Raw genomic sequence first — 17,746 nt, forward strand, 5'->3', positions numbered from 1 at the left:
TTGCCGGAACCTGTCCAGGTCCGCACCCCCATCGTGTCCCCTACTGGCCGCCGGCCGCGGTAGCGGCCTGGGCGACGACGGCGGCCACCGCGGCGGGGTTGGACACGTAGACGGCGTGACTGCCCGGGGTCTCGGTGACGGTCGAGCCGGCCCGCTCGGACATGGCGCGCTGCGCGGGCGGGGGAATCATGCGGTCGTCGGTGGCGACCAGGTACCACGACGGCTTGGTCCGCCAGGCGGGTTCGGAGACCGCGCCGCCGAGCGCGTCGACGCCCCACGGCACCTGCGCGTCGGCCATGAACGCGGCCTGCGCCGCGGGCAGGTCGGCGGCGAACGACGCGGCGAACTTGTCCCGGTCCAGGAACAGAAACCCGTCCACCGGCGGCAGGATCGGCGGGACCGGCGCGCCGGGCGGCGGGTCGGCGATCAGCGTGTTGACCGACTCGCCCTTGTCGGGGGCGAAGGCGGCGATGTACGCGAGGGCGGCCACGCTGGGGTGGTTGCCGGCCTCGGTGATGACGACGCCGCCGTAGGAGTGGCCGACCAGGACGGCCGGGCCGTCCAGACCGTCGAGGACCCGGTGGGTGGCGGCGACGTCGCCGGCCAGCGACAGGGTGGGGTTCTGCACGATGGCCACCCGGTAGCCGTCGGCGGTCAGGTGGTCATAGACCCCCTGCCAGCCGGAGCCGTCGACGAACCCGCCGTGCACCAGCACGATGTTCTTCACGTCCGGACCTGCGTTCACGGCATTGCCTCCTTCGCCCGAGTCCAGGCTCGGGCTCGGGCTCGGTTGGGAAGATGCCCGGAACGCTAGACCGGCGCGAAGGGCCGTCGATTGCGTCAAATGACGTAGATGTCGGAGGTCTTCTCCACCTGCGGCCCTGACTTCAGTAGCGCCCGGATCGCCGTGCCGGTCACGTTCGGGCGCAGTGGCCGGGGGCTGGTTCACGAAGGTGCCCCGGCGGGCGAAGCTAATGCGGGTGCCGACACCGGCCGATCGCAACCCCGGCCAGCCATGGCGGCCAGGCACACCGCCGCCCGCGCCGCTCAGGGACGACCGGCCGACATCCGGATCGGCTACGCCCGCTGCTCCGCCCTCACCCAGGAACTGCAAGCGCAGCGGCATCCCGAGTGATTCGCCGAGAAGATCTTGACCCGCGTGAAGGTCCGCCCGCAGTTCGAGAACACTCTCGACAGCGATCGTGATCTACGTAGAACTACTTGGCGGTCGTCGTACCGCTGGCCTCGAAGAGCCTGGTCATGGCCGATTGCGACGTACCAGCACCCGGCTCAGAGCTTGCACCGGGCCCCTTCGGCCGGGGACTTGAGGTCGATGAGGTAGGCGGCGACGGCCTCGTTGACACAGGCGCTGCCGGCCAGCAGGGCGCCGTGCTGCTCGCCCTCGACGGCGAGCAGGCTGCCGCCCAGCGCCTTGGCCAGTTCGATCCCGCCTTCGTGCGGCGTGATGGGGTCGCGCGTGACGGAGACCGTGAGCGTGTCGGCCAGGCCCTTGATGCCGGTTGCGTACGGGTAGCCGAGCGTCGGCTTGACGGGCCACTGCTCGCAGCCGTCGCGCGCCTCCTTGATCGGACGGCCGGGGTCGGTGAACGGCGCCGCCTTGAACCACGCCCGGTTCAGCGCGGTCTCCTGCTTCGGCGTGTGGCGCTCCTCGTCCAGGCAGTTGATCGTCATCGCGGCCTCGAGCGAGTTGGGGTAGACGCCGTCGGCGGTCCGCCCGTGGTAGCCGTCGCGCAGCTTCAGCAGGGTGTCGCCTTTGCCGGCCTTCAACTCGGCGATGCCCGTGATCGCGGCGGGCCAGATCGCCTGGGTGTACATCGCGGCCGTCACTCCCTCGACCGCTTGCTCGAACGTCAGCCCGCGCCCGTCAGACGTCCGTGCCGGCTTGTCGATCAGCGGCCGGACGAGCTTCTGGAAGACCTTGGTGGCGCGCTTCGGATCGGTACCGAGCGGGCAATCCTGCTTGGTGGCGCACGACGCCGCCAAGCGCTCGAACGAGGCCTGCCTCCCGGTGGCCTGCTGGACGCGTCGCTCGTGGGTGCCCGCCAGCGGGTCAAAGGCCGCGTCGAGCACCAGCGCGCGGACCTTTTTCGGGAACATCTCCGCGTACACGGCGCCGAGCCGGGTGCCGTAGCTGGTGCCCGCGAAGGAGCCTCTCGTCGCCCAGGGCCTGGCGCAGTACGTCCATGTCCCGCGCGACGTCGCGGGTGCCGACGTGCGCGAGCACCTGCTTGCCGCCGGAGCGCTCGGCACACCGTTCGAGGAGCCGACGGGTTTCCTGCTTGGTCCAGTCGTCCAGGCCGGCGGGGATCGAGGAGAGCTTCGCATCGCGGTCACGCTCGGCATCGGTGTAGCAGTCGAGCGCCGGCTTCGAGGCGCCGACGCCGCGCGGGTCGAACCCGAGTAGGGCATCGCTCGCGCGTGGGGCAGCAGCATCGCGGCCAGGCGTGGCGTGCAGGCTGCGGTCGCTACCGCTTCGACGGGCTGATCGGCCTCGACCGCGGAGGCGCCTTCGGCAACGCCATGCGGGTGATCCCGCGCAACGACCTGTTCACCTTGGTGGCCGGGCCGGGGGTCGTGGCCGTCGCCCGTTCAGTCGTCGGCGGCCTGTGCCGCGGCGGCGATCGGCTCGAGCTCTGCGATCAGTTCGTCGAGCTCGTCCGCGCTGAGCACGTCGTACGCCGGGGCTGCCAGCTCGTCGGTGAGGGCCTCGATCCGCTGCTTGATCTCCCGGCCGGCGTGGGTGAACTCGCCGACGGCGTTCACGAGGCCGCGGCCGCGCAGCCCGTCGACGACTGCGGCCAGCTGTGCCTTGGGCAGGTGGTGGATCCGGCCGAACTCCTCTGCCCTCATTCCGAGGGAAACAGCCATGAGGACGTGGGACTCGGTGCCGCCGATGCCGTGGGCGAGGAGGGCGGCGTTGTGGCCGTCCCCGCGGTGCTCGCGCAGCAGCGTCGCCGCGTGCCAGAGCCTGGCCACCGGCTCCTGGGGCACGTCGAGCGTCCGGAGCCCGGCGTACAGCGCTCGGCCCTCGGTCGGCGCGCTGAGCGCTGCTCGGATGGCGAGGTCGGCGACCCGTACCAGAGCGGGAGAGTCGGCGAGCTCCCCAATCCTTTGCCGCAGCGCGGCGGCGCTGCCCCGCTCGCGCACGGCGATCGCCTCCTGCGGGCTGATCTTCCCCCACACCCACGGGATGTGGCGCGCCACCTCGCCGTCGGCGAAGTTGTAGAAGACCGCGTGCACGACCTCGGCCGGTGCCCGCCCCAGTGGTGCGGCCCGGCCGGCGAAGTATCCGTCCCAGTAGTTGCGCATGCCGAGGGCCAGGAACGCCTCGTTCACCACCTCGGAGAAGGTGACGGTGGCGATCGGCTCGACGAGCTCGTACATGCGGTGGATCTTGGCCTGAGGGTGCGGCATCGTTCGCATCTCCCTTAGTCGTGACAGCGCCCTGATGGGCGGCTTCTCACCCCAACTACGAACAAGGTGGCCCGGATTCGACAATTCCGGTCGATTCTGCCGGGCAGCGTAGCAGTATCATCCGGACTCGGTCGCCCGCTCGGTTGCCGCCGTCTGGTTGCTGGCCGGGCAAGACTCGGTCCGTGCTCACCACAGGTCATGTCGGCCTCACAGGCACATCAGCCGGGAGCCCCCGCTGGGAGGTTGCTATGCGTTGCTCCCGTCGGAGACGCTGAGACTGACTTCTCGCCAGGCCTCGTCGCTGGCGCCGAGTTCCTGTGCCGCCTGCTGCGCCAACGGCACAGCATCGGTGCCGAGCAGCAGGCGCAGAGGGGCATCGTCTCGGCCGGCGAGGTCTCGGACCACCTGGGCGACACGGCGCGCGCTCGTCGCCTCGTGACCGGAGGCGGCGCGCACCAGCTCGGCGAACTCTCCGATCGTCGGCCGGTACGGCGCGCTGGGCTGCGGGATCGTCATCGACGAGCCCGCCCAGTCGGTACGGGGCATGACGAGCATCCGAACGGAGAGTCCCGTTAGCGGGTGCCCCAGCTGATCTTCCGCTCGTCCTGCTTGCCGGGCCTGCCCTACCTTCGGCGTCTGTGCCGGTTGAGTTTTTGAGTGATGGTGAGGCGGCCGCTTCTCGGGTGCTCCGTCGCAGGCGGAGCTGGAGCGGTTCTTCTACCTGGACGACGCGGACCGGGCGCTGACCGCCGAGCGGCGTGGGGCACATGCCCGCCTCGGTTTCGCTCTCCAGCTGACGACAGCCCGGTACGTCGGGCGATTCCTGACGGACCCGCTGGATGTGCCCGGCGAGGTGCTGGTGTATCTCGGCGAGCAACTCGGGATCGAGGATGTCTGGCAGATCAACCAGTACACCGAGCGGCGCAATACGCCGTTCGAGCACCAGGAAGTGATCCGCAAGACATACGTCGCCAAAACGCTGGCGGGCCGACGGCCCGCAGCCGCTGCTCGTCGGTGACGTCGACCGCACGATGCCCCTCTGGTCTGTCATGGTCCCCTGGGGCATCATGCTCACGATCGACTTGGTGGTCTCCTTCAGCTACCCCATCGTCCCTCGCGGTCAGCGGACGACGCGGTAGGAAAGGTGGGTCGCCGCCGGGGTCGCCATCACCTGGGTGCGTTCGAGGGTGATCGAGGAGTCGAGCATGCCGAACAAGGGCGTACCGCCGCCGACCAGGACCGGGATCACGTGCACGCGGATCTCGTCGACCAGGCCGAGCGGGAGCGCCTGCTGCATGACGGTCGCGCCGTGCAGCCCGACGACCTTGTCCCCCGCCGCCTTCCTGGCCTGCTCGATCGCGCTGGCCACTCCGTCGGTGACGAAGGTGAACACAGGCGGGTACGACCTGGTCGGCTCGTGGTGAGTGACCACAAAGCACGGGACATCGCCGACCGGGCCGGCCTCGCCCCAGCCGCCCTCCCCCTCGTTCTTCTCAAACGACTTGCGGCCCATCACCACCGCACCCCAGTCATCGATCACCTGCTCCAGGATGGCCCGATCCTCGTCGGTCGACTGGTCGGACATCCACTTGTGCAGCATCCAGGCACCGTCGCCGAACGGGTTCTCGCGGCTGTCGTTCGGGCCGGTGACGTACCCGTCGAGCGATATGGACATGTCGCAGATCACCTGTGCCATAAGTAACGCCCTCCCTCTGTCGGTGTCCTACCAACGCGTCGTACGCCTCGCGGGCTTTCGACAGGCCGCGCGAGCTGCGCGCGTCCGGTGCGCATGGGCGGCGCGTTCACCCTTGCCACGCGCAGCGCCCAGACCGCCGATGCTGAGTGGCTTGGCGAGAGCGGCCGTGGCAGAGGTGGTGGTGACGCGTTGGATCGTCATGCCCAATCCTCTCCGCGCCCGCCGACGACCAACAGATCAAAATGTCATCAGCCAGGGTGAGCAGCGTCTCCTCGATGACGGCGAACAGAACCCTGCGCTCCCTGGACACCCAGCTCGACGCTCTGACGGAGGCAGGTGTCACCCGGATCTTCTCCGAGAAGATCTCCACCCGCGCAACGCGGCCGCCCGAACTCGAGCGCGCCGTCGCCCTGGTCCGCGAGCTGCGGGCCTCCGGCGTCGCGGTCACTTTGGTGGTCCACGAACACAAGCGGCTGGGCCGCGGCCTGGAGTTGGCGGCGCTGGCCGAGCAGCTCAAGGCGGCCGACGTCGGCCTGGAGTTCCTCACCGGCGACCTGCAGGGCTCGCATGACCCGTCCGGGATCGTGTTCACCGTGCTGGCCGCGTTGTCGGGGATGGAACGCGAGTACATCCGCGACCGCACCCTGGAGGGCCACGAGGCGGCCCGAAGGCGCGGCAAGAACATCGGCGGCGCGGCCGTTGTCGACGACGCCATGCTGTCAATGGCCTTGCACCTGCGCGAACAGAACCTCAGCCTGCGCGGCATCGCCTCACGCCTGGTTATCACCACGGGCAAGCGGAAAGGCCGGCACCCCTCGGCGGCGACCGTCCTGCGCATGCTCCGCGATCACGACGCCAGGACCGCCATCGGCACGGCAGGCGCGGACGCCGCGGCGGGCGCTGTGACCTTAGCGGTCCACGCTTGCCCTCTTCCGGTCTTCCGCGAGTTCAGGATTACCGACGGGGCAGCTGGCCGGAACCCAAGGATATTCGGCTGGCGGGCGGAGCCCAGGGCCGCGGGTTCAGAGGGTGCCTTCGATCCCGAGCGCAAGATCGTGATCTGGCCCGGGGAAGGCAACATCGCCGGAAAGACCTTGTTTGCAGGGGGAATGTCATCGAGGGCGATGGGCCCGGATATCCACAGGGCGTCCATCGGGATCGCGGGCCGTCATCGTCCATTGCGTTGGCAGTGTCTCGATCTGTCCGACCGGCCGCCCGGCATCCAGAATCCGTTCGCGAAGCTCACACAGTTGTTCGTATGTGCCCACGCGCAGTCCCCAACCCGCCCGGTTCAGGGGATCAAGATCGAGGGAGGGGACGGTAGCGGTTTCGACGATCATCAAATGGTCGGCCCCGCCGACATCGAGGACTGCGATCCGAGGATCAGCAGAGGTTGCAGCGCGCTCGAACGCAAGCGTTGCTCCGAGCAACTCCGTGTAGTACGCCACGAGCTGGTCGAGTTCGGTCGTGGACAGTGTCAGATGGTTGATTCCGAGCAGGTCAGTCATGATCAACCGAGCGTAGCTCGGCCAGATCACGATCTTGCACTCGGGATCGAAGGCACCCTCTCAGGCACCGGCGCCCGGTCCGCTCAGGTCTGGGTGCTCGAAGGCATCGATGTAGCGCAGGGCGCCGCCGACGGTGAGCCCGAAGAGGTCGCAGATGCGGCGTACATCACCGGCGCTGGCGTGTGCTTCGTCGAGGATCCGGTCCTCGCGGAGCTGCTGCGCGGTGATCCCAAGGGTCTTGTTGACCCATTTGTAGTGGGCTTCTGCGGTCTCGGGTGCGGTGGACACGTTGATGAAGACGTGCGGGTTGGCACTGTTCGGCCATCGTTCGCCGCGGTAGTTGAGGTAGGCCGTGAGGCGGGTGCTGACTTGCGGCGCGAGAGGGATCACGCGCTGGTCGAGGTGGAGTCGGCCGTCACGCAGGTCGGTGAGGCGTATCTGGCGGATCTGCTGCGGGCGCAGCCCGTGGAAGATGAGCAGGCTGGCCGTCGCGGCTCGGGTGAGGTTGGTCGAGTTCAGGGCTTCGCGCAGGTCCGCAGGCCGCTGGGGCGTCGGGATGGTCCGGGGCGGGCTCCCGGAGAAGATCCGGGCGGTGGGGTCGGCGAAGACCAGCTTGCGAGCCTTGAGCACGCGGAAGATCGCCCGCAGACCTTGGAGGACGTCGATCCGGCGGGCCGGGTTCTGCGCCAGCGCTCGCTGGACGTCGTCGCGGGTGATCTCTCGGAGGGACTCGTGGGCGCGGGCCCACTCGTGCAGCACGGGCAGGGCGTAGGTGAGGTTGTTGCGGGTCGTCCGGTCGGCCCGCGGGACGAAGCGGGGAGGCTGGGTGCTGCCCTGCCTCATGATCGTGAACCACACGGAGAGCTCCTGGCGCATGGCGGTCGGGAGGCCTTGGACGCGGTCCTCGAACCACAAGACGATGGCGGGCCGGTGGTCGTCCTCAAGCGCTTGGGCGTTGCGGAGAAGCTCCAGGGTGGGTCCGACGGGAAGCCCGATCTGCCGCAGCAGGTGGACGTCGCTGGCCTTGATCGGGGCACCGGGCGTGTCCTGCAGGGCCAGGAGCAGACGCAGGCCGCGGCGGACCGCCGAGATCGTGTTGACGGCCCAGCCGTACGCGTCGGCATGCTCGAACGCGAGGGCCTCCAGAGCGAGCGAGAGCTCGGGCAGCGGCGGGTCGGGGAATCGGCGAAGCCGGGTCAGGTCCCGCGCAATGTCGAACAGGGTCGTCTGGCGGTGAGTGGCCAAGCTGAAGGGCCGCAGTCTCGGCCGCGCGCGAGGCCGGGTTCGGATGGGTTTGCGGCGTGGTGGCGGCCGACGATCGGCGGGGGTGGCCAGCGCGAGGTGTTGCTCCAGGTCGCTGATGAACACCTGGTGGCCGTGGAGCTGGGCTTCCGGCTGGTCTGGGAAGTCGTCCTGACGGGCCAGAGCGCGGGCACGGCGCCAGCACAGGCGGCACAGGCCGGTCTTGTTCAGCGACTGTAGCCGACCGCAGCCAGGGCAGAGATCCTCTCCAGGGTTGCGGGATCTCCAATCTCGGCACGCGGGGCACACTCCGCCGTTGGTCTTGAACAGACCCCAGGCCAGGCAATACGGGCAGTCCTCAGGCAGGGCGGGGGCGTACTTGTGGCAACGCTGGCACAACCCCGCGGTGTAGTAGAGCGTCGTGGATCCGCATGCCCGGCATGGGGGCGGCGTCCGGGTGCCGCGGGGTCGGCAGTTGTAGCAGGACTTGGCCGAGCGGTGGGCGACAGGTCGTTCGCCGCAGACGGGACATGGTCGTGGGATCGGCCCTCTCATGCGGGCGGCGGGGTCCGGTTACGGCCCAATCGCGGCGTCCGGCTGGCCCCCGGGCTGCCCTCCGCAGCCGCCGGTCGGCTGGGCTTGCGCGCGGCAACGGCTTCCGGCTCGCAGATCAGCAGGTCGGTCGGGGTGCAGTCGAGCACCGTGCAGATGACGTCGAGGTCGTCGAGCCGGATGGTGGTCGGCGTGCCGATCCACAGCGCCGACATCTTGCCTGCGCTGATCTCAAGGCCCGCCTCGGCGAGCTGGCGGCGCATCTCGGTGGATTTCCAGATTCCGCGTTCGGCGGCCTTCATCCGCAGGTTCCACTTCATCGCTCTACCGCTCTTCCGCCTCAAGGCGGGCGGCCACACGCGCGTTGGCGCTGGACCAAGCCCGCTCTACGTGATCGTCATGGACGTGGATGTACCGGGTCGTGGTCGAAAGCCACTCATGCCCGAGTTGCTCCTGGATGGCCTTCAGGTCCGGGCCACGCTCATACAACGACGACGCGCAGTAGTGCCTCAGCCCATGAGGAGTCAGACGTCCCGCCCAGGCCGGGAGATAGCGGGCCACGGGCCCTGCCAGCCCGGACCGCAGCGCGTCGTCGCCGGCGCGGCGGCACCGGCCGGTCTGCGGGTCGCGGCGTTCGCTCGGCAGCAGCGGCGCGTCGGGGTCGTCCCAGTCGTCGCCGAACTGGTGGCGGACATCGTTCAGCCACCATTCCAGCAGCGCGTCGACCTCGTTGATGGCCGAGACCAGGCGGGTCTTCGGGCCACGGCCGCGGCTGCCCTTGCCGAACCGGACGTGAAGCTTTCCGCTCGGGCCCAGGTCGGGCCGCCAGTCGCGAATGTCGAGCATGACCGTCTCGGTGATCCGCAGTCCCGCCCGGCGCCACAGCGACGCGGCCAAGTAGTCCCGCGCCGCAGGCAGGTACTTGCGGGCGTGGGGCAGGCTCTCCCGCCATGCGGCAAAGAGCGCCTCCACCTCCGCGGTGGACGGCGGGACGCGGGGCGCTCCATAGTCGGCCTTGGGTGGCCGGTTGAACTCGTCGATCGGCTGGACGACGACATGGCCGGTCAGCCGGTGGATGTCGACCTGGTAGCGAGCGATCAGGAAGTCGAAGAACTGCCCGATCGTGACGGCCTTCCGATAGATGGTCGACCGCGCCAGGCCGACTCGGCGCTGGCCGACGAGGAACGCGTCCGCGGCCTCGGGGTCGGCAGTCCAGATCGGCTGGCCGAAGCCGCGCACGAACTCCACGAGCACCGATCGGTCCGCGGCGAGGACCCCGTCGCTGATGCCCGCGCCGACTTCCGCGAGGAGGAACTGGTCGACGAGCTCCTGCTCGAAGTCCTCGATCTCCTGCGCAGTCCGAAGACGACGAGGCGAGCTCAGCGACCGCACCGCCGCCAGAGTCACTATGTCTCCAGATCCACAGGAGTGACCATGCGTCATAGATATCACAAGAGCATCAGGAATCCCGACAGAATCACGAGATTGCACTTCGATCAAGAACACCTATGTGGACCAGGCCAGGGTCTCAGCCTGGGCAGAGAGACACTCACCAAACCCGCGGGAGTTGCGACACAAGAGGAGGATGGTGCTCCATGTCCGCGCAATCCGAACACCGCGTGGTGTATGAAGTGGTGAAGGTCGCCCGTCTGCCCCACCCAACGAGGTCCGCGAACCGGACTGCATGATCGGCCAGCGCCGCCAACTCCAGGCCGCGCCCAGCGCCGCAGGCCCTCAACGGCGAGCCGCTTGGCGGCTTTTGCGCCGCTCGGCCAGCCGTACCCGACGAGACCAGCACCGCCGCCACCACCATGGCGACCACCACGTTCGTGCCGAGGCCGACGTAGGTCTCGACCAGTGACCAGTTCTCGCCCAGGAAATAGCCGGCCAGCACGAAGACGGTGTTCCAGATGAGGCTGCCAACCATCGTCAGCAGGGTGAACGTGGGCAGCGGCATCCGCTCCACGCCCACCGGGATCGAGATGAGGCTGCGGAAGAGGGGGATCATCCGGCCGAAGAACACGGTCTTGCGGCCGTGGCGCAGGAACCAGGCCTCGGTCTTCTCGATGTCGGATACCTTTACCAGCGGCAGCTTGGCGGCGATGGCCAGCACGCGCTCGCGGCCCAGCAGCGCCCCGATCCAGTACAGCGCCAGCGTGCCGATCAGGGAGCCGAGGGTGGTGCACGCCAGCACGTCCAGCAGGCCCATCTCGCCCCGGCTAGGACCACGGAAGCAGCACGGTGAAGTGGGCGCCTTGGCCGGGTGCCGTCCGGAGTTCGACGCGGCCGCCGTGGGCCTCCAAGATCGCGGCGGTGATGGCCAGGCCGAGCCCGGTGCCGCCGCGCGTGCGGGAGCGGGCCTCGTCGACCCGGTAGAACCGGTCGAAGATGTTCGGGGCGGCCTCCAGCGGTATGCCAGGTCCTTTGTCGATCACTTCCAGCACGACGCGACCGCGCGATTCCAGGCTCCCCGCCGCGGCCACAGGAGGTCCGGGCCGTTGGGCGGGCATGCCTACGCGGACGTGTACGGGCGTGCCGGGCGGGGTGTGGGCCATGGCGTTGCTGACGAGGTTCGTGATCACCTGGCGCATGCGGTGTTCATCCACCGTGACGCGGACCGGTTTGCTGGCGCTTTCCAGGATCATCGGCCGCTCCGGGTCGCGGGCTTTGGCGTCGTGCACGGCGTCCTCGACGAGCGTGCGGATGTCCAGTTCGGCCAGGTCCAGCGCGCGTTCCTGGTCCAGCCTGGCCAGCAGCAGCATGTCGTCGACCAGCCAGCCCAAGCGGATCGCCTCGTCCTCGATCCGGCCCATCAGCCGGTCCACGTCGGCCCGGTCCGGCGCGCCGCCGCGGCGGTTCAGCTCGGCGAAGCCGCGGATCGACGTGAGCGGGGTGCGCAGTTCGTGCGAGGCGTCCGTGACGAACCTGCGCAGCCGCGCCTCGGACTGTTCCCGTTGGCCCAGCGCGGCGGACAGCCTGCCGACCATGGTGTTCAGGGCGACGCCGAGCCGGCCGACCTCGGTACGTGGATCTGACGCGACCCGCAGATCGAGGTGGCCGTCGGCGATGTCCTCCGCGGTCTTCTCGATCTTGGTTAACGGCCGCAGTCCCAGCCGTACCAGCAGGAATCCGCCCACACCGAGGGCGAGCACGGGGGCGAGGAGCCGGCGGACAGCCGTTGGCGCTGAGAACGATCAAGACGCACTCACGGGTGAAACATCCTCACTTGTAATGCGTCGATCACTATGAGTTGATCCCCGCCGATATGGTCCTACCGTGCGGGCTATGCCTGCGGAATTTCTGTCTGCCGAGCACAGGGCTGCCTACGTCTCGTTCATCGAGGTGCCGTCGCTGTCAGACCTGGAGAAGTTCTTCTTCCTGGACAGCTTCGACCGGAATGTGATCGCGCAGTCGAGAGCCGATTCTCACCGGCTGGGCGTCGCCGTCCAGATCGGGACCGTCCGGTACAAGGGGCTGTTCCTGGAGGATCCGCTCGCGGTGCCCTGGCCGGTGGTGGACTACCTGGCCGAGCAGCTGGGAATCGGTGACGCGTCGCAGGTCAAGAAGTACGCCGAGCGGCCCAAGACGACGTACGAGCACGCGTGGATGATCCGGGACGCCTACGGTTGCCACACCTTCGATGACACCAACAGCTGGAGCGAGCGGCAGCTGACGCGCTAGTTCCGGACTTTCCTGCACGGCAGGGCGTGGACGCACGCCGAGGGGCCGGTGGCGTTGTTCGAGCAGTCGGTGGCGTGGCTGCGGCGGCATCGGGTGTTGCTGCCCAGGGTGACCGTGCTGGAGCGGCTGGTTGGCAGCGTGCGGGAACGGGCCGATGTCCGCATGTACACGGTGGTGACCAAGCAGGTCCGCCGTGCCGATCCGCACCTGTCGGCCTCGTTGTCGGATCTGCTGGTAGTGCCCGAGGGATCGCGCATCTCGGAGCTGGAGAAGCTGCGGCAGGCGCCCAAGCGCACGTCAGGGACGGAGATGGTGCGGGCGCTGCAGCGGGTGGACAACCTGGCCGCCTTCGGGTTGAGCCGGGTCGCGGTGTCGAAGGTTCCGGTGCGGCGGATGAAGACCCTGGCCAAGTACGGGGCGAGCAGCAAGGCGCCGGCGCTGGACCGGCTGGTCGAGCCGCGCCGGACGGCGACGCTGCTGGCGGTCACGCGGAGTCTAGAGGCCGAGGCGATCGACGACGCTTTGGATCTGTTCGCGCTGTTGATGGCGACCCGGTTGATCAGCCCGGCCCGCCGCAAGTCCGCCGACGAACGGCTGCGGATGCTGCCCCGGCTGGAGCGGGCCTCCAAGCTGGTGGCCAAGGCCGGCCGCGTGCTGGTCGACCAGCTCGACTTGGTCGACCAGGAGGGTGCCGACCTCGATGTGGCGGCGATGTGGGCCGCGGTGGCCGAGATCGCCAACGTGAGCAAGGAGCAGGTCCGTGCGGCGCTGCAGGTGGTGGAGGAGCTGGTCCCTGAGGAGGACGGCGCGGCCGAGGCGGCGATGCGGGCCGCGCTGGTGGAGAGGTACCACACGGTGCGCCCGTTCCTGCGGCTGCTGGGCGAGTCGAAGGCACTGTCGGCGGCGCCGGGCGGGCGGCGCGTGCTGGCCGCGGTGCGCCGCTTGCCGGAGCTGTCGCGTCGGCAGGTGAGCAAGAAGCCGCTGTTGCCCAGGGAGATCGACGCCGCGCTGGTGACCGCGTCGTGGAAGCGGGCGGTGTATGCCAACCCGGACCTGCCGCAGGGCGCGGTCGATCGTGACGCGTACGTGGTGTGCGTGCTGGAGCACCTGCTACGGGCCCTGACGATCAGGGACGTGTTCGCCACGCCGTCGCTGCGCTGGGCCGACCCGCGCGCGCACCTGCTGGCCGGGGCGCAGTGGGAGTCGATCGCCGAGGATGTGCTGGCATCCTTGTCGCTCACCGACCCGGTCCAGGAGCACCTGAACGGCAAAGTCCTGGCCCTGGACGCGGCCTGGAAGCAGATGGACGCCCGGCTGGAGGAGGCGGGCGAGGACGCGCTGGTCTCGGTGGTAACCCCGGCCGGGGGCGGGCGGGCCCGGCTGTCGGTGGAGAAACTCGGCGCGCTCGGCGAGAGCGAGTCCCTGGCGTGGCTGAGGGCCGCCTGCCAGGCCATGCTGCCCCGCATCGACCTGCCAGAACTGCTGCTGGAGGTGCACGCCTGGACCGGGTTTCTGGACGCCTACGTGCACCTGGCCGACATCTCCACCCGCATGAACCACCTGCCGACATCGCTGGTGGCGCTGCTGATCAGCGAGGCCTGCAACGTCGGACTGACCCCTGTGATCAAGGCGGGGGAAGAGGCGCTGACCCGTGGCCGGCTGTCCCACGTGGATCAGAACTACGTGCGCGCCGAGACGCACGCCGCGGCCAACGCGATCCTGATCGCACACCAGGGCAAGGTGCCGATCGTCGCCTCGTGGGGCGGCGGCTTGCTGGCCTCGGTAGACGGGCTGCGGTTCGTCGTCCCGGTCAAGACGATCAACGCCGGACCTTCACCCAAGTACTACGGCTACAAGCGCGGTATCACCTGGCTCAACGCAGTAAATGATCAGGTGGCGGGGATCGGGCAGATGGTGGTGCCGGGCACTCCCCGCGATTCGTTCTACATCCTGGACTGCCTGATCAACCTGGACGTCGGGCCGAAACCCGAGCTGGTCACGACGGACCAGGCCAGCGACAGCGACATGGTGTTCGGGATCTTCTCCATGCTCGGCTACCGGTTCGCGCCCCGCTTCGCCGACCTGGGCGACCAGCGGTTCTGGCGCGCCGAGCTGCCCGACGGCACCACCAGCGCATACGGGGTGCTGGAGGCGATCGCCCAGAACAAGCTGAACACCAAGAAGGTGATCGCCCAGTGGCCGGACATGCTCCGCGTCGCCGGATCGCTGGTGACCAACCAGGTGCGCGCCTACGACCTGCTGCGCATGTTCGCCCGCCAGGGTTCTCCGACGCCGCTGGGGCAGGCGTTCGCCGAGTACGGCCGTATCGACAAGACGATGCACCTGCTGAGCATGCTGGACCCGATGGATTCCAGCTACCGTCGGAGCCTGGGTAAGCAGTTGTCGGTCCAGGAGTCCCGGCACCGCCTGGACCGCAAGATCTGCCACGGCAACTCGGGCCGGATCCGACAGGCATATCGGGAAGGCCAGGAGGATCAACTCGCGGCTCTTGGACTTGGCGTCAATGCCGTCGTGTTGTGGAACTCACGGTATCTGTCGGCGATCGTGGACCAGTTGCGCGCCCAGGGTGTGCCGGTCAAGGACGAGGACGTGGCACGGTTGTCCCCGCTGGGCCACGCCCACCTCAACTGCCTGGGCCGCTACGCGATTGCTTCCTCGGCCCCGGACAAGGGCCTGCGGCCGCTCGGCGCGGCGGCGCTGCCCGAGGTCAGTGCCGCCAGTGCCGCTGTCGTGGACGATGACGGTGTCTGAACCGCTGACCGATGACCGTCTGAATGACGGCTCAGCTCATGGGCTGGAGCTCTTTCACTTGCGTGTGTCCCAAAAGCGGCAGTGGTGTTCGGTGGAGCCGTCGCCATTGCTTCGGGCCGAGGAAAGGGAGCGGACGCGGTTCGCGCTCTTGCTGGTCAGGGGCTTCCATCGGGGCAGGCTCGGGTCGTTGGGATTGCCGGTGGCGGCGAAGCGGGTCCAGTAGGCGATCATCTGGTCGGCCAGCCGGCGTTGGCTTGTCGAGAGGGGCTGGGCGGTGGCGGCGCCGGGGCCGTCGAAGAGGTAGGGCAGTTCTCCGCCGTGGTAGGCGCCCAGAGGGAAGGCGGCGGGGATGGGAAACCCGGATGGTCTGGGGGCGGGGTCGTCGGCGAACTCGTATTGGTAGACGGGGGTCTTGCGGGCGAGCAGGCGGTTGCCCGCCTGGGTGGGGCAGGTCCAGCCGCGGTCGGTGGCGATGGCGGCCCATGCCAGGGAGGGGGAGCCGTGTGCGCTGAGGGGATATCTGGCCGCGACCCGCCGGGCGTCGGTGCCGAAGGCGGTGCGCAGGAACTGCTGATAGGTCTGCCGGGTCAGAGGCTGGCCGGGACCGTCGAAGTACATGGCCACGAAGTATCGGGCCTCGTGCGCGGTGGTGCCGGCCATGAGCGGCACCGGGTGGAGGCGTCCCTCGGCCACCGCCCGGCGCGGGTCGAGCGGCAGCGTGTCACTTCCGTACGAGGGCGCCCAGGTGGCGGGAATCTTCTGCTGCGCGGCGAGCAGGGCCGGGACCGGGGCCCGGCGCAGGCAGGCCATCGTCTGGGCGGCGTCGGTGCATCCGATCTGTTCGGCGGCGGCTGCGGCGATCTGTTCGCCGGACTGCCGTGATGGCCACACGGTGTCGCCGCCGGCGGGGTCGATGCCCATCTGGCGCATCGAGCATGTGCCGCTTTGGACGATCGCCTTGTCGAACAGCCCCGCCGCCGTGGGGGATGTCAGCTGAGCGCAGGTGCTGAACGCGCCCGCGGACTCGCCGAACAGGGTGATGTTGCGCGGGTCGCCGCCGAAGGCCGCCGCGTTGTGCCGTATCCAGCGCAGCGCGGCCTGCTGGTCGAGCAGGCCGAATGCTCCCGAGCCGTTCAGGGCGGGGTGGCCGAGGAAGCCGAAGATGCCCAGCCGGTAGTTGACGGTCACGACGACCACGCCCGCCTTCGCCAGCCGCTGGGTGTCGTAGTCGCCGCCGGCGCCCTGGGTGAAGCCGCCGCCGTGCAGCCAGACCATCACCGGCAGCCGTTGTCCGGCGGGCACGGCCCGGGGGGCGGTGACGTTCAGGTACAGGCAGTCCTCGGCGGCGCTGGCCGGGTTGGAGTCGGCGGGATTGGCGTTCTGCGGGCAGCGCGGGGCCGTGCGGGTGCCGTCCTCGATGCCCTTCCACGCTTGGACGGGCTGGGGCGGCTGCCAGCGCAGCGCTCCGGTCGGCGGTGCGGCATAGGGGATGGCGTTGAACCGCTGCACGTCCCGGCCGATGTGAGCGCCGGTGACGGCGCCGGACGAGGTGTGCGCGACAGGCTGGCGCGAGCTCGATGGGGGGCCGGTGGCGCTCCCGCAGGCCGCGACGACGGACAGACCGGCCACCGCCGTGACCAGCCGCACGCGCGCCGTCCTGCGCGCCGTTCCTCGGGGTCTCATCGGCGCACCGCCCGATACGTCGCGATGAGCAGGAACGCGGCTCCGAGGGTGCCCAGGGCGAGATCGGCCCAGCCGGGGACGCCGACGGCGCGCAGGATGCCGGCGATTCCGAAGCTGGTGTCCCACTGCGCCTCGGTGATCGCCGAGCCGAACCCCTGCACGGTGAACAGAGCTCCGGCCAGCCACAGCGCCTTATCGGCTGTGCGGTTGCGTGTTTGCGAACGACTCATGGCGTCCTCCCTTGTTCCGATGCGTACGCATCAAATAAACCGGAAAAGTTGATACGATGCAACCGCATCGAAATGCTGGCGGAAGGAACCCCATGCCCAAGCAGGTCGACTACGAGACGCGACGCCGCCACATCGCCGAAGCGGTCTGCGACCTGATCGACCGGCACGGCCCCGAAGGCGCGACCCTCCGGGACGTGGCGCAGCAGGCTGGGGTGTCCATGGGAGCAGTGCAGCGATGCTTCGTCACCAAGGACGAGATGCTCGCCTTCGCACTGCACCACATCACCGAACGCATCACCGCGCAGGGCCAGGAGGAAATCGACGCCTCCGCCGCCAAGGAGTCGGCGGTGACCCTGCTCACCGCCACCCTGCGTACGCTCACCCTGATCGAGCCGCACCAGCGACGCGACGCCAGGATCCTGGCGGCCTTCACCGCCCACGCCACGGCCATCCCGTCCCTGGCGGAAATCCTGCGCCAAGCCCACGCCAAAACGCGCGACCTGCTGGTCTGGCTGATCCGCTATGGCCAGCGAACCGGCGAGTTCCGCGACGACCTCGACGCCGACCTGGAGGCCGAGACCCTCCTGCCACTCGTCGAAGGGCTGACCTCACTCGCCCTGCTCGGACACCGCCCCACCGTGCCCGCCCACGACACGCTGACTCGTCGTATCGACGGCCTGCTCATGCAGCCATCCCGGCCAAGCCGACCGGCCTCATCGACCGCAATCACCTGAGGGTGCCTTGCGAGCGCGGCACCAGCGCTGCGTCCGTCACACCACGTACGCCAAGATGCCTTCCAGAGGCGCCAGACGTTCACCGTCACGCTTGGCGTGTGATGTTCTTGGGGTGCCACCGGTCGGGTCGCCCCGGGCGTCTCAGCCCGGGGCTCCCACAGAACCGTGCGTAACAATCTCTCGTTACACGGCTCTTGTCGTCCTGGTCACCAG

The 17,746-nt window shown here is 69.2% G+C and carries 17 protein-coding genes and 3 pseudogenes; 7 read left to right on the plus strand and 13 right to left on the minus strand.

The window, feature by feature from the left end; all coding sequences use genetic code 11:
• Window positions 1–40: 40 nt before the first annotated feature.
• Window positions 41–745: an alpha/beta hydrolase gene (locus AB0B91_RS43710; RefSeq protein WP_358333564.1), complete on the minus strand. Its 705-nt coding sequence runs from the start codon at window positions 743–745 to the stop codon at window positions 41–43.
• Between the two features lie 108 nt (window positions 746–853).
• Here AB0B91_RS43710 and AB0B91_RS43715 point away from each other — a divergent pair, with 108 nt between their 5' ends.
• A complete protein-coding gene (locus AB0B91_RS43715; protein ID WP_358333567.1) occupies window positions 854–1,135 on the plus strand; it encodes a hypothetical protein in 282 nt (93 codons plus the stop codon).
• A 155-nt stretch (window positions 1,136–1,290) separates the two neighbouring features.
• Here the strand turns inward: AB0B91_RS43715 and AB0B91_RS43720 are convergent, their stop codons facing one another.
• A complete protein-coding gene (locus AB0B91_RS43720) occupies window positions 1,291–2,130 on the minus strand; it encodes an alpha/beta hydrolase (protein WP_358333571.1) in 840 nt (279 codons plus the stop codon).
• 25 nt (window positions 2,131–2,155) lie between these two features.
• Between AB0B91_RS43720 and AB0B91_RS43725 the strand changes: the two genes are divergently transcribed.
• A complete protein-coding gene (locus tag AB0B91_RS43725; protein ID WP_358333574.1) occupies window positions 2,156–2,425 on the plus strand; it encodes a hypothetical protein in 270 nt (89 codons plus the stop codon).
• A gap of 185 nt (window positions 2,426–2,610) precedes the next feature.
• On the opposite strand, the gene AB0B91_RS43730 is transcribed toward AB0B91_RS43725, so the two are convergent.
• Window positions 2,611–3,435 carry a hypothetical protein gene (locus AB0B91_RS43730; protein WP_358333577.1) on the minus strand — a complete coding sequence of 275 codons (825 nt, stop codon included), beginning with the start codon at window positions 3,433–3,435 and terminating at the stop codon, window positions 2,611–2,613.
• A gap of 246 nt (window positions 3,436–3,681) precedes the next feature.
• Window positions 3,682–3,981 (minus strand): hypothetical protein, encoded by a 300-nt coding sequence (locus tag AB0B91_RS43735; protein WP_358333580.1) that lies wholly within the window; start codon window positions 3,979–3,981, stop codon window positions 3,682–3,684.
• 139 nt (window positions 3,982–4,120) lie between these two features.
• On the opposite strand from AB0B91_RS43735, the pseudogene AB0B91_RS43740 reads away from it, so the two are divergent.
• Window positions 4,121–4,453: pseudogene (locus tag AB0B91_RS43740) on the plus strand (DUF4158 domain-containing protein); the annotation flags it as partial.
• A gap of 102 nt (window positions 4,454–4,555) precedes the next feature.
• Here AB0B91_RS43740 and AB0B91_RS43745 read toward each other — a convergent pair.
• Complete coding sequence (locus AB0B91_RS43745) at window positions 4,556–5,131, minus strand: dihydrofolate reductase family protein (protein WP_358333583.1); 576 nt, start codon at window positions 5,129–5,131, stop codon at window positions 4,556–4,558.
• Window positions 5,132–5,406: 275 nt separating this feature from the next.
• Between AB0B91_RS43745 and AB0B91_RS43750 the strand changes: the two are divergent.
• Window positions 5,407–5,751, plus strand: a pseudogene (locus AB0B91_RS43750) (recombinase family protein); the annotation flags it as partial.
• 492 nt (window positions 5,752–6,243) lie between these two features.
• On the opposite strand, the gene AB0B91_RS43755 reads toward AB0B91_RS43750, so the two are convergent.
• The gene (locus tag AB0B91_RS43755) at window positions 6,244–6,639 is read right to left on the minus strand and encodes a VOC family protein (protein ID WP_358333586.1); all 396 of its coding nucleotides are present in this window, start codon (window positions 6,637–6,639) and stop codon (window positions 6,244–6,246) included.
• A 60-nt stretch (window positions 6,640–6,699) separates the two neighbouring features.
• The gene (locus tag AB0B91_RS43760) at window positions 6,700–7,884 is read right to left on the minus strand and encodes a hypothetical protein (RefSeq protein WP_358333589.1); all 1,185 of its coding nucleotides are present in this window, start codon (window positions 7,882–7,884) and stop codon (window positions 6,700–6,702) included.
• Between the two features lie 96 nt (window positions 7,885–7,980).
• Between AB0B91_RS43760 and AB0B91_RS43765 the strand changes: the two genes are divergently transcribed.
• Window positions 7,981–8,121: a hypothetical protein gene (locus AB0B91_RS43765; protein WP_358333636.1), complete on the plus strand. Its 141-nt coding sequence runs from the start codon at window positions 7,981–7,983 to the stop codon at window positions 8,119–8,121.
• A 311-nt stretch (window positions 8,122–8,432) separates the two neighbouring features.
• On the opposite strand, the gene AB0B91_RS43770 is transcribed toward AB0B91_RS43765, so the two are convergent.
• The 4 genes from AB0B91_RS43770 to AB0B91_RS43785 all read right to left on the minus strand — a co-directional run bounded on the left by AB0B91_RS43770 (window position 8,433) and on the right by AB0B91_RS43785 (window position 11,585).
• Window positions 8,433–8,753, minus strand: a complete 321-nt coding sequence (locus AB0B91_RS43770) for a helix-turn-helix transcriptional regulator (RefSeq protein WP_358333592.1) — start codon at window positions 8,751–8,753, stop codon at window positions 8,433–8,435.
• A gap of 4 nt (window positions 8,754–8,757) precedes the next feature.
• Window positions 8,758–9,840, minus strand: coding sequence for a tyrosine-type recombinase/integrase (locus AB0B91_RS43775; RefSeq protein WP_358333595.1), 1,083 nt, complete (start codon window positions 9,838–9,840; stop codon window positions 8,758–8,760).
• Between the two features lie 142 nt (window positions 9,841–9,982).
• The gene (locus AB0B91_RS43780; RefSeq protein WP_358333598.1) at window positions 9,983–10,642 is read right to left on the minus strand and encodes a DedA family protein; all 660 of its coding nucleotides are present in this window, start codon (window positions 10,640–10,642) and stop codon (window positions 9,983–9,985) included.
• 10 nt (window positions 10,643–10,652) lie between these two features.
• Entirely contained in the window at window positions 10,653–11,585 is a 933-nt protein-coding gene (locus AB0B91_RS43785) for a HAMP domain-containing sensor histidine kinase (protein WP_358333601.1), read from the minus strand.
• A 133-nt stretch (window positions 11,586–11,718) separates the two neighbouring features.
• Between AB0B91_RS43785 and AB0B91_RS43790 the strand changes: the two are divergent.
• A pseudogene (locus tag AB0B91_RS43790) lies at window positions 11,719–14,886 on the plus strand (Tn3 family transposase).
• A gap of 54 nt (window positions 14,887–14,940) precedes the next feature.
• Here AB0B91_RS43790 and AB0B91_RS43795 read toward each other — a convergent pair.
• Together AB0B91_RS43795 and AB0B91_RS43800 are read right to left on the minus strand one after the other, a co-directional pair.
• Window positions 14,941–16,569, minus strand: a complete 1,629-nt coding sequence (locus AB0B91_RS43795; protein ID WP_358333604.1) for a carboxylesterase family protein — start codon at window positions 16,567–16,569, stop codon at window positions 14,941–14,943.
• On the minus strand, window positions 16,566–16,799 hold the full coding sequence (locus AB0B91_RS43800) for a hypothetical protein (RefSeq protein ID WP_225302423.1): 234 nt from the start codon (window positions 16,797–16,799) through the stop codon (window positions 16,566–16,568). The genes AB0B91_RS43795 and AB0B91_RS43800 overlap by 4 nt, the downstream gene beginning before the upstream one ends.
• 92 nt (window positions 16,800–16,891) lie before the next feature.
• On the opposite strand from AB0B91_RS43800, the gene AB0B91_RS43805 reads away from it, so the two are divergent.
• Window positions 16,892–17,533, plus strand: coding sequence for a TetR family transcriptional regulator C-terminal domain-containing protein (locus tag AB0B91_RS43805; RefSeq protein ID WP_358333608.1), 642 nt, complete (start codon window positions 16,892–16,894; stop codon window positions 17,531–17,533).
• The last annotated feature ends 213 nt before the right edge of the window (window positions 17,534–17,746 follow it).

It is taken from the genome of Nonomuraea sp. NPDC049141, assembly GCF_040648415.1.
Classification (GTDB): domain Bacteria; phylum Actinomycetota; class Actinomycetes; order Streptosporangiales; family Streptosporangiaceae; genus Nonomuraea.

Excerpts from the sequence above, each read along its gene's own strand:
- AB0B91_RS43715 (WP_358333567.1), top strand. The coding sequence starts at position 854 with ATGTCGGAGGTCTTCTCCACCTGCGGCCCTGACTTCAGTAGCGCCCGG.
- AB0B91_RS43730 (WP_358333577.1), bottom strand. The coding sequence starts at position 3,435 with ATGCCGCACCCTCAGGCCAAGATCCACCGCATGTACGAGCTCGTCGAG.
- AB0B91_RS43735 (WP_358333580.1), bottom strand. The coding sequence starts at position 3,981 with ATGCCCCGTACCGACTGGGCGGGCTCGTCGATGACGATCCCGCAGCCC.
- AB0B91_RS43745 (WP_358333583.1), bottom strand. The coding sequence starts at position 5,131 with ATGGCACAGGTGATCTGCGACATGTCCATATCGCTCGACGGGTACGTC.
- AB0B91_RS43755 (WP_358333586.1), bottom strand. The coding sequence starts at position 6,639 with ATGACTGACCTGCTCGGAATCAACCATCTGACACTGTCCACGACCGAA.
- AB0B91_RS43770 (WP_358333592.1), bottom strand. The coding sequence starts at position 8,753 with ATGAAGTGGAACCTGCGGATGAAGGCCGCCGAACGCGGAATCTGGAAA.
- AB0B91_RS43780 (WP_358333598.1), bottom strand. The coding sequence starts at position 10,642 with ATGGGCCTGCTGGACGTGCTGGCGTGCACCACCCTCGGCTCCCTGATC.
- AB0B91_RS43795 (WP_358333604.1), bottom strand. The coding sequence starts at position 16,569 with ATGAGACCCCGAGGAACGGCGCGCAGGACGGCGCGCGTGCGGCTGGTC.
- AB0B91_RS43800 (WP_225302423.1), bottom strand. The coding sequence starts at position 16,799 with ATGAGTCGTTCGCAAACACGCAACCGCACAGCCGATAAGGCGCTGTGG.
- AB0B91_RS43805 (WP_358333608.1), top strand. The coding sequence starts at position 16,892 with ATGCCCAAGCAGGTCGACTACGAGACGCGACGCCGCCACATCGCCGAA.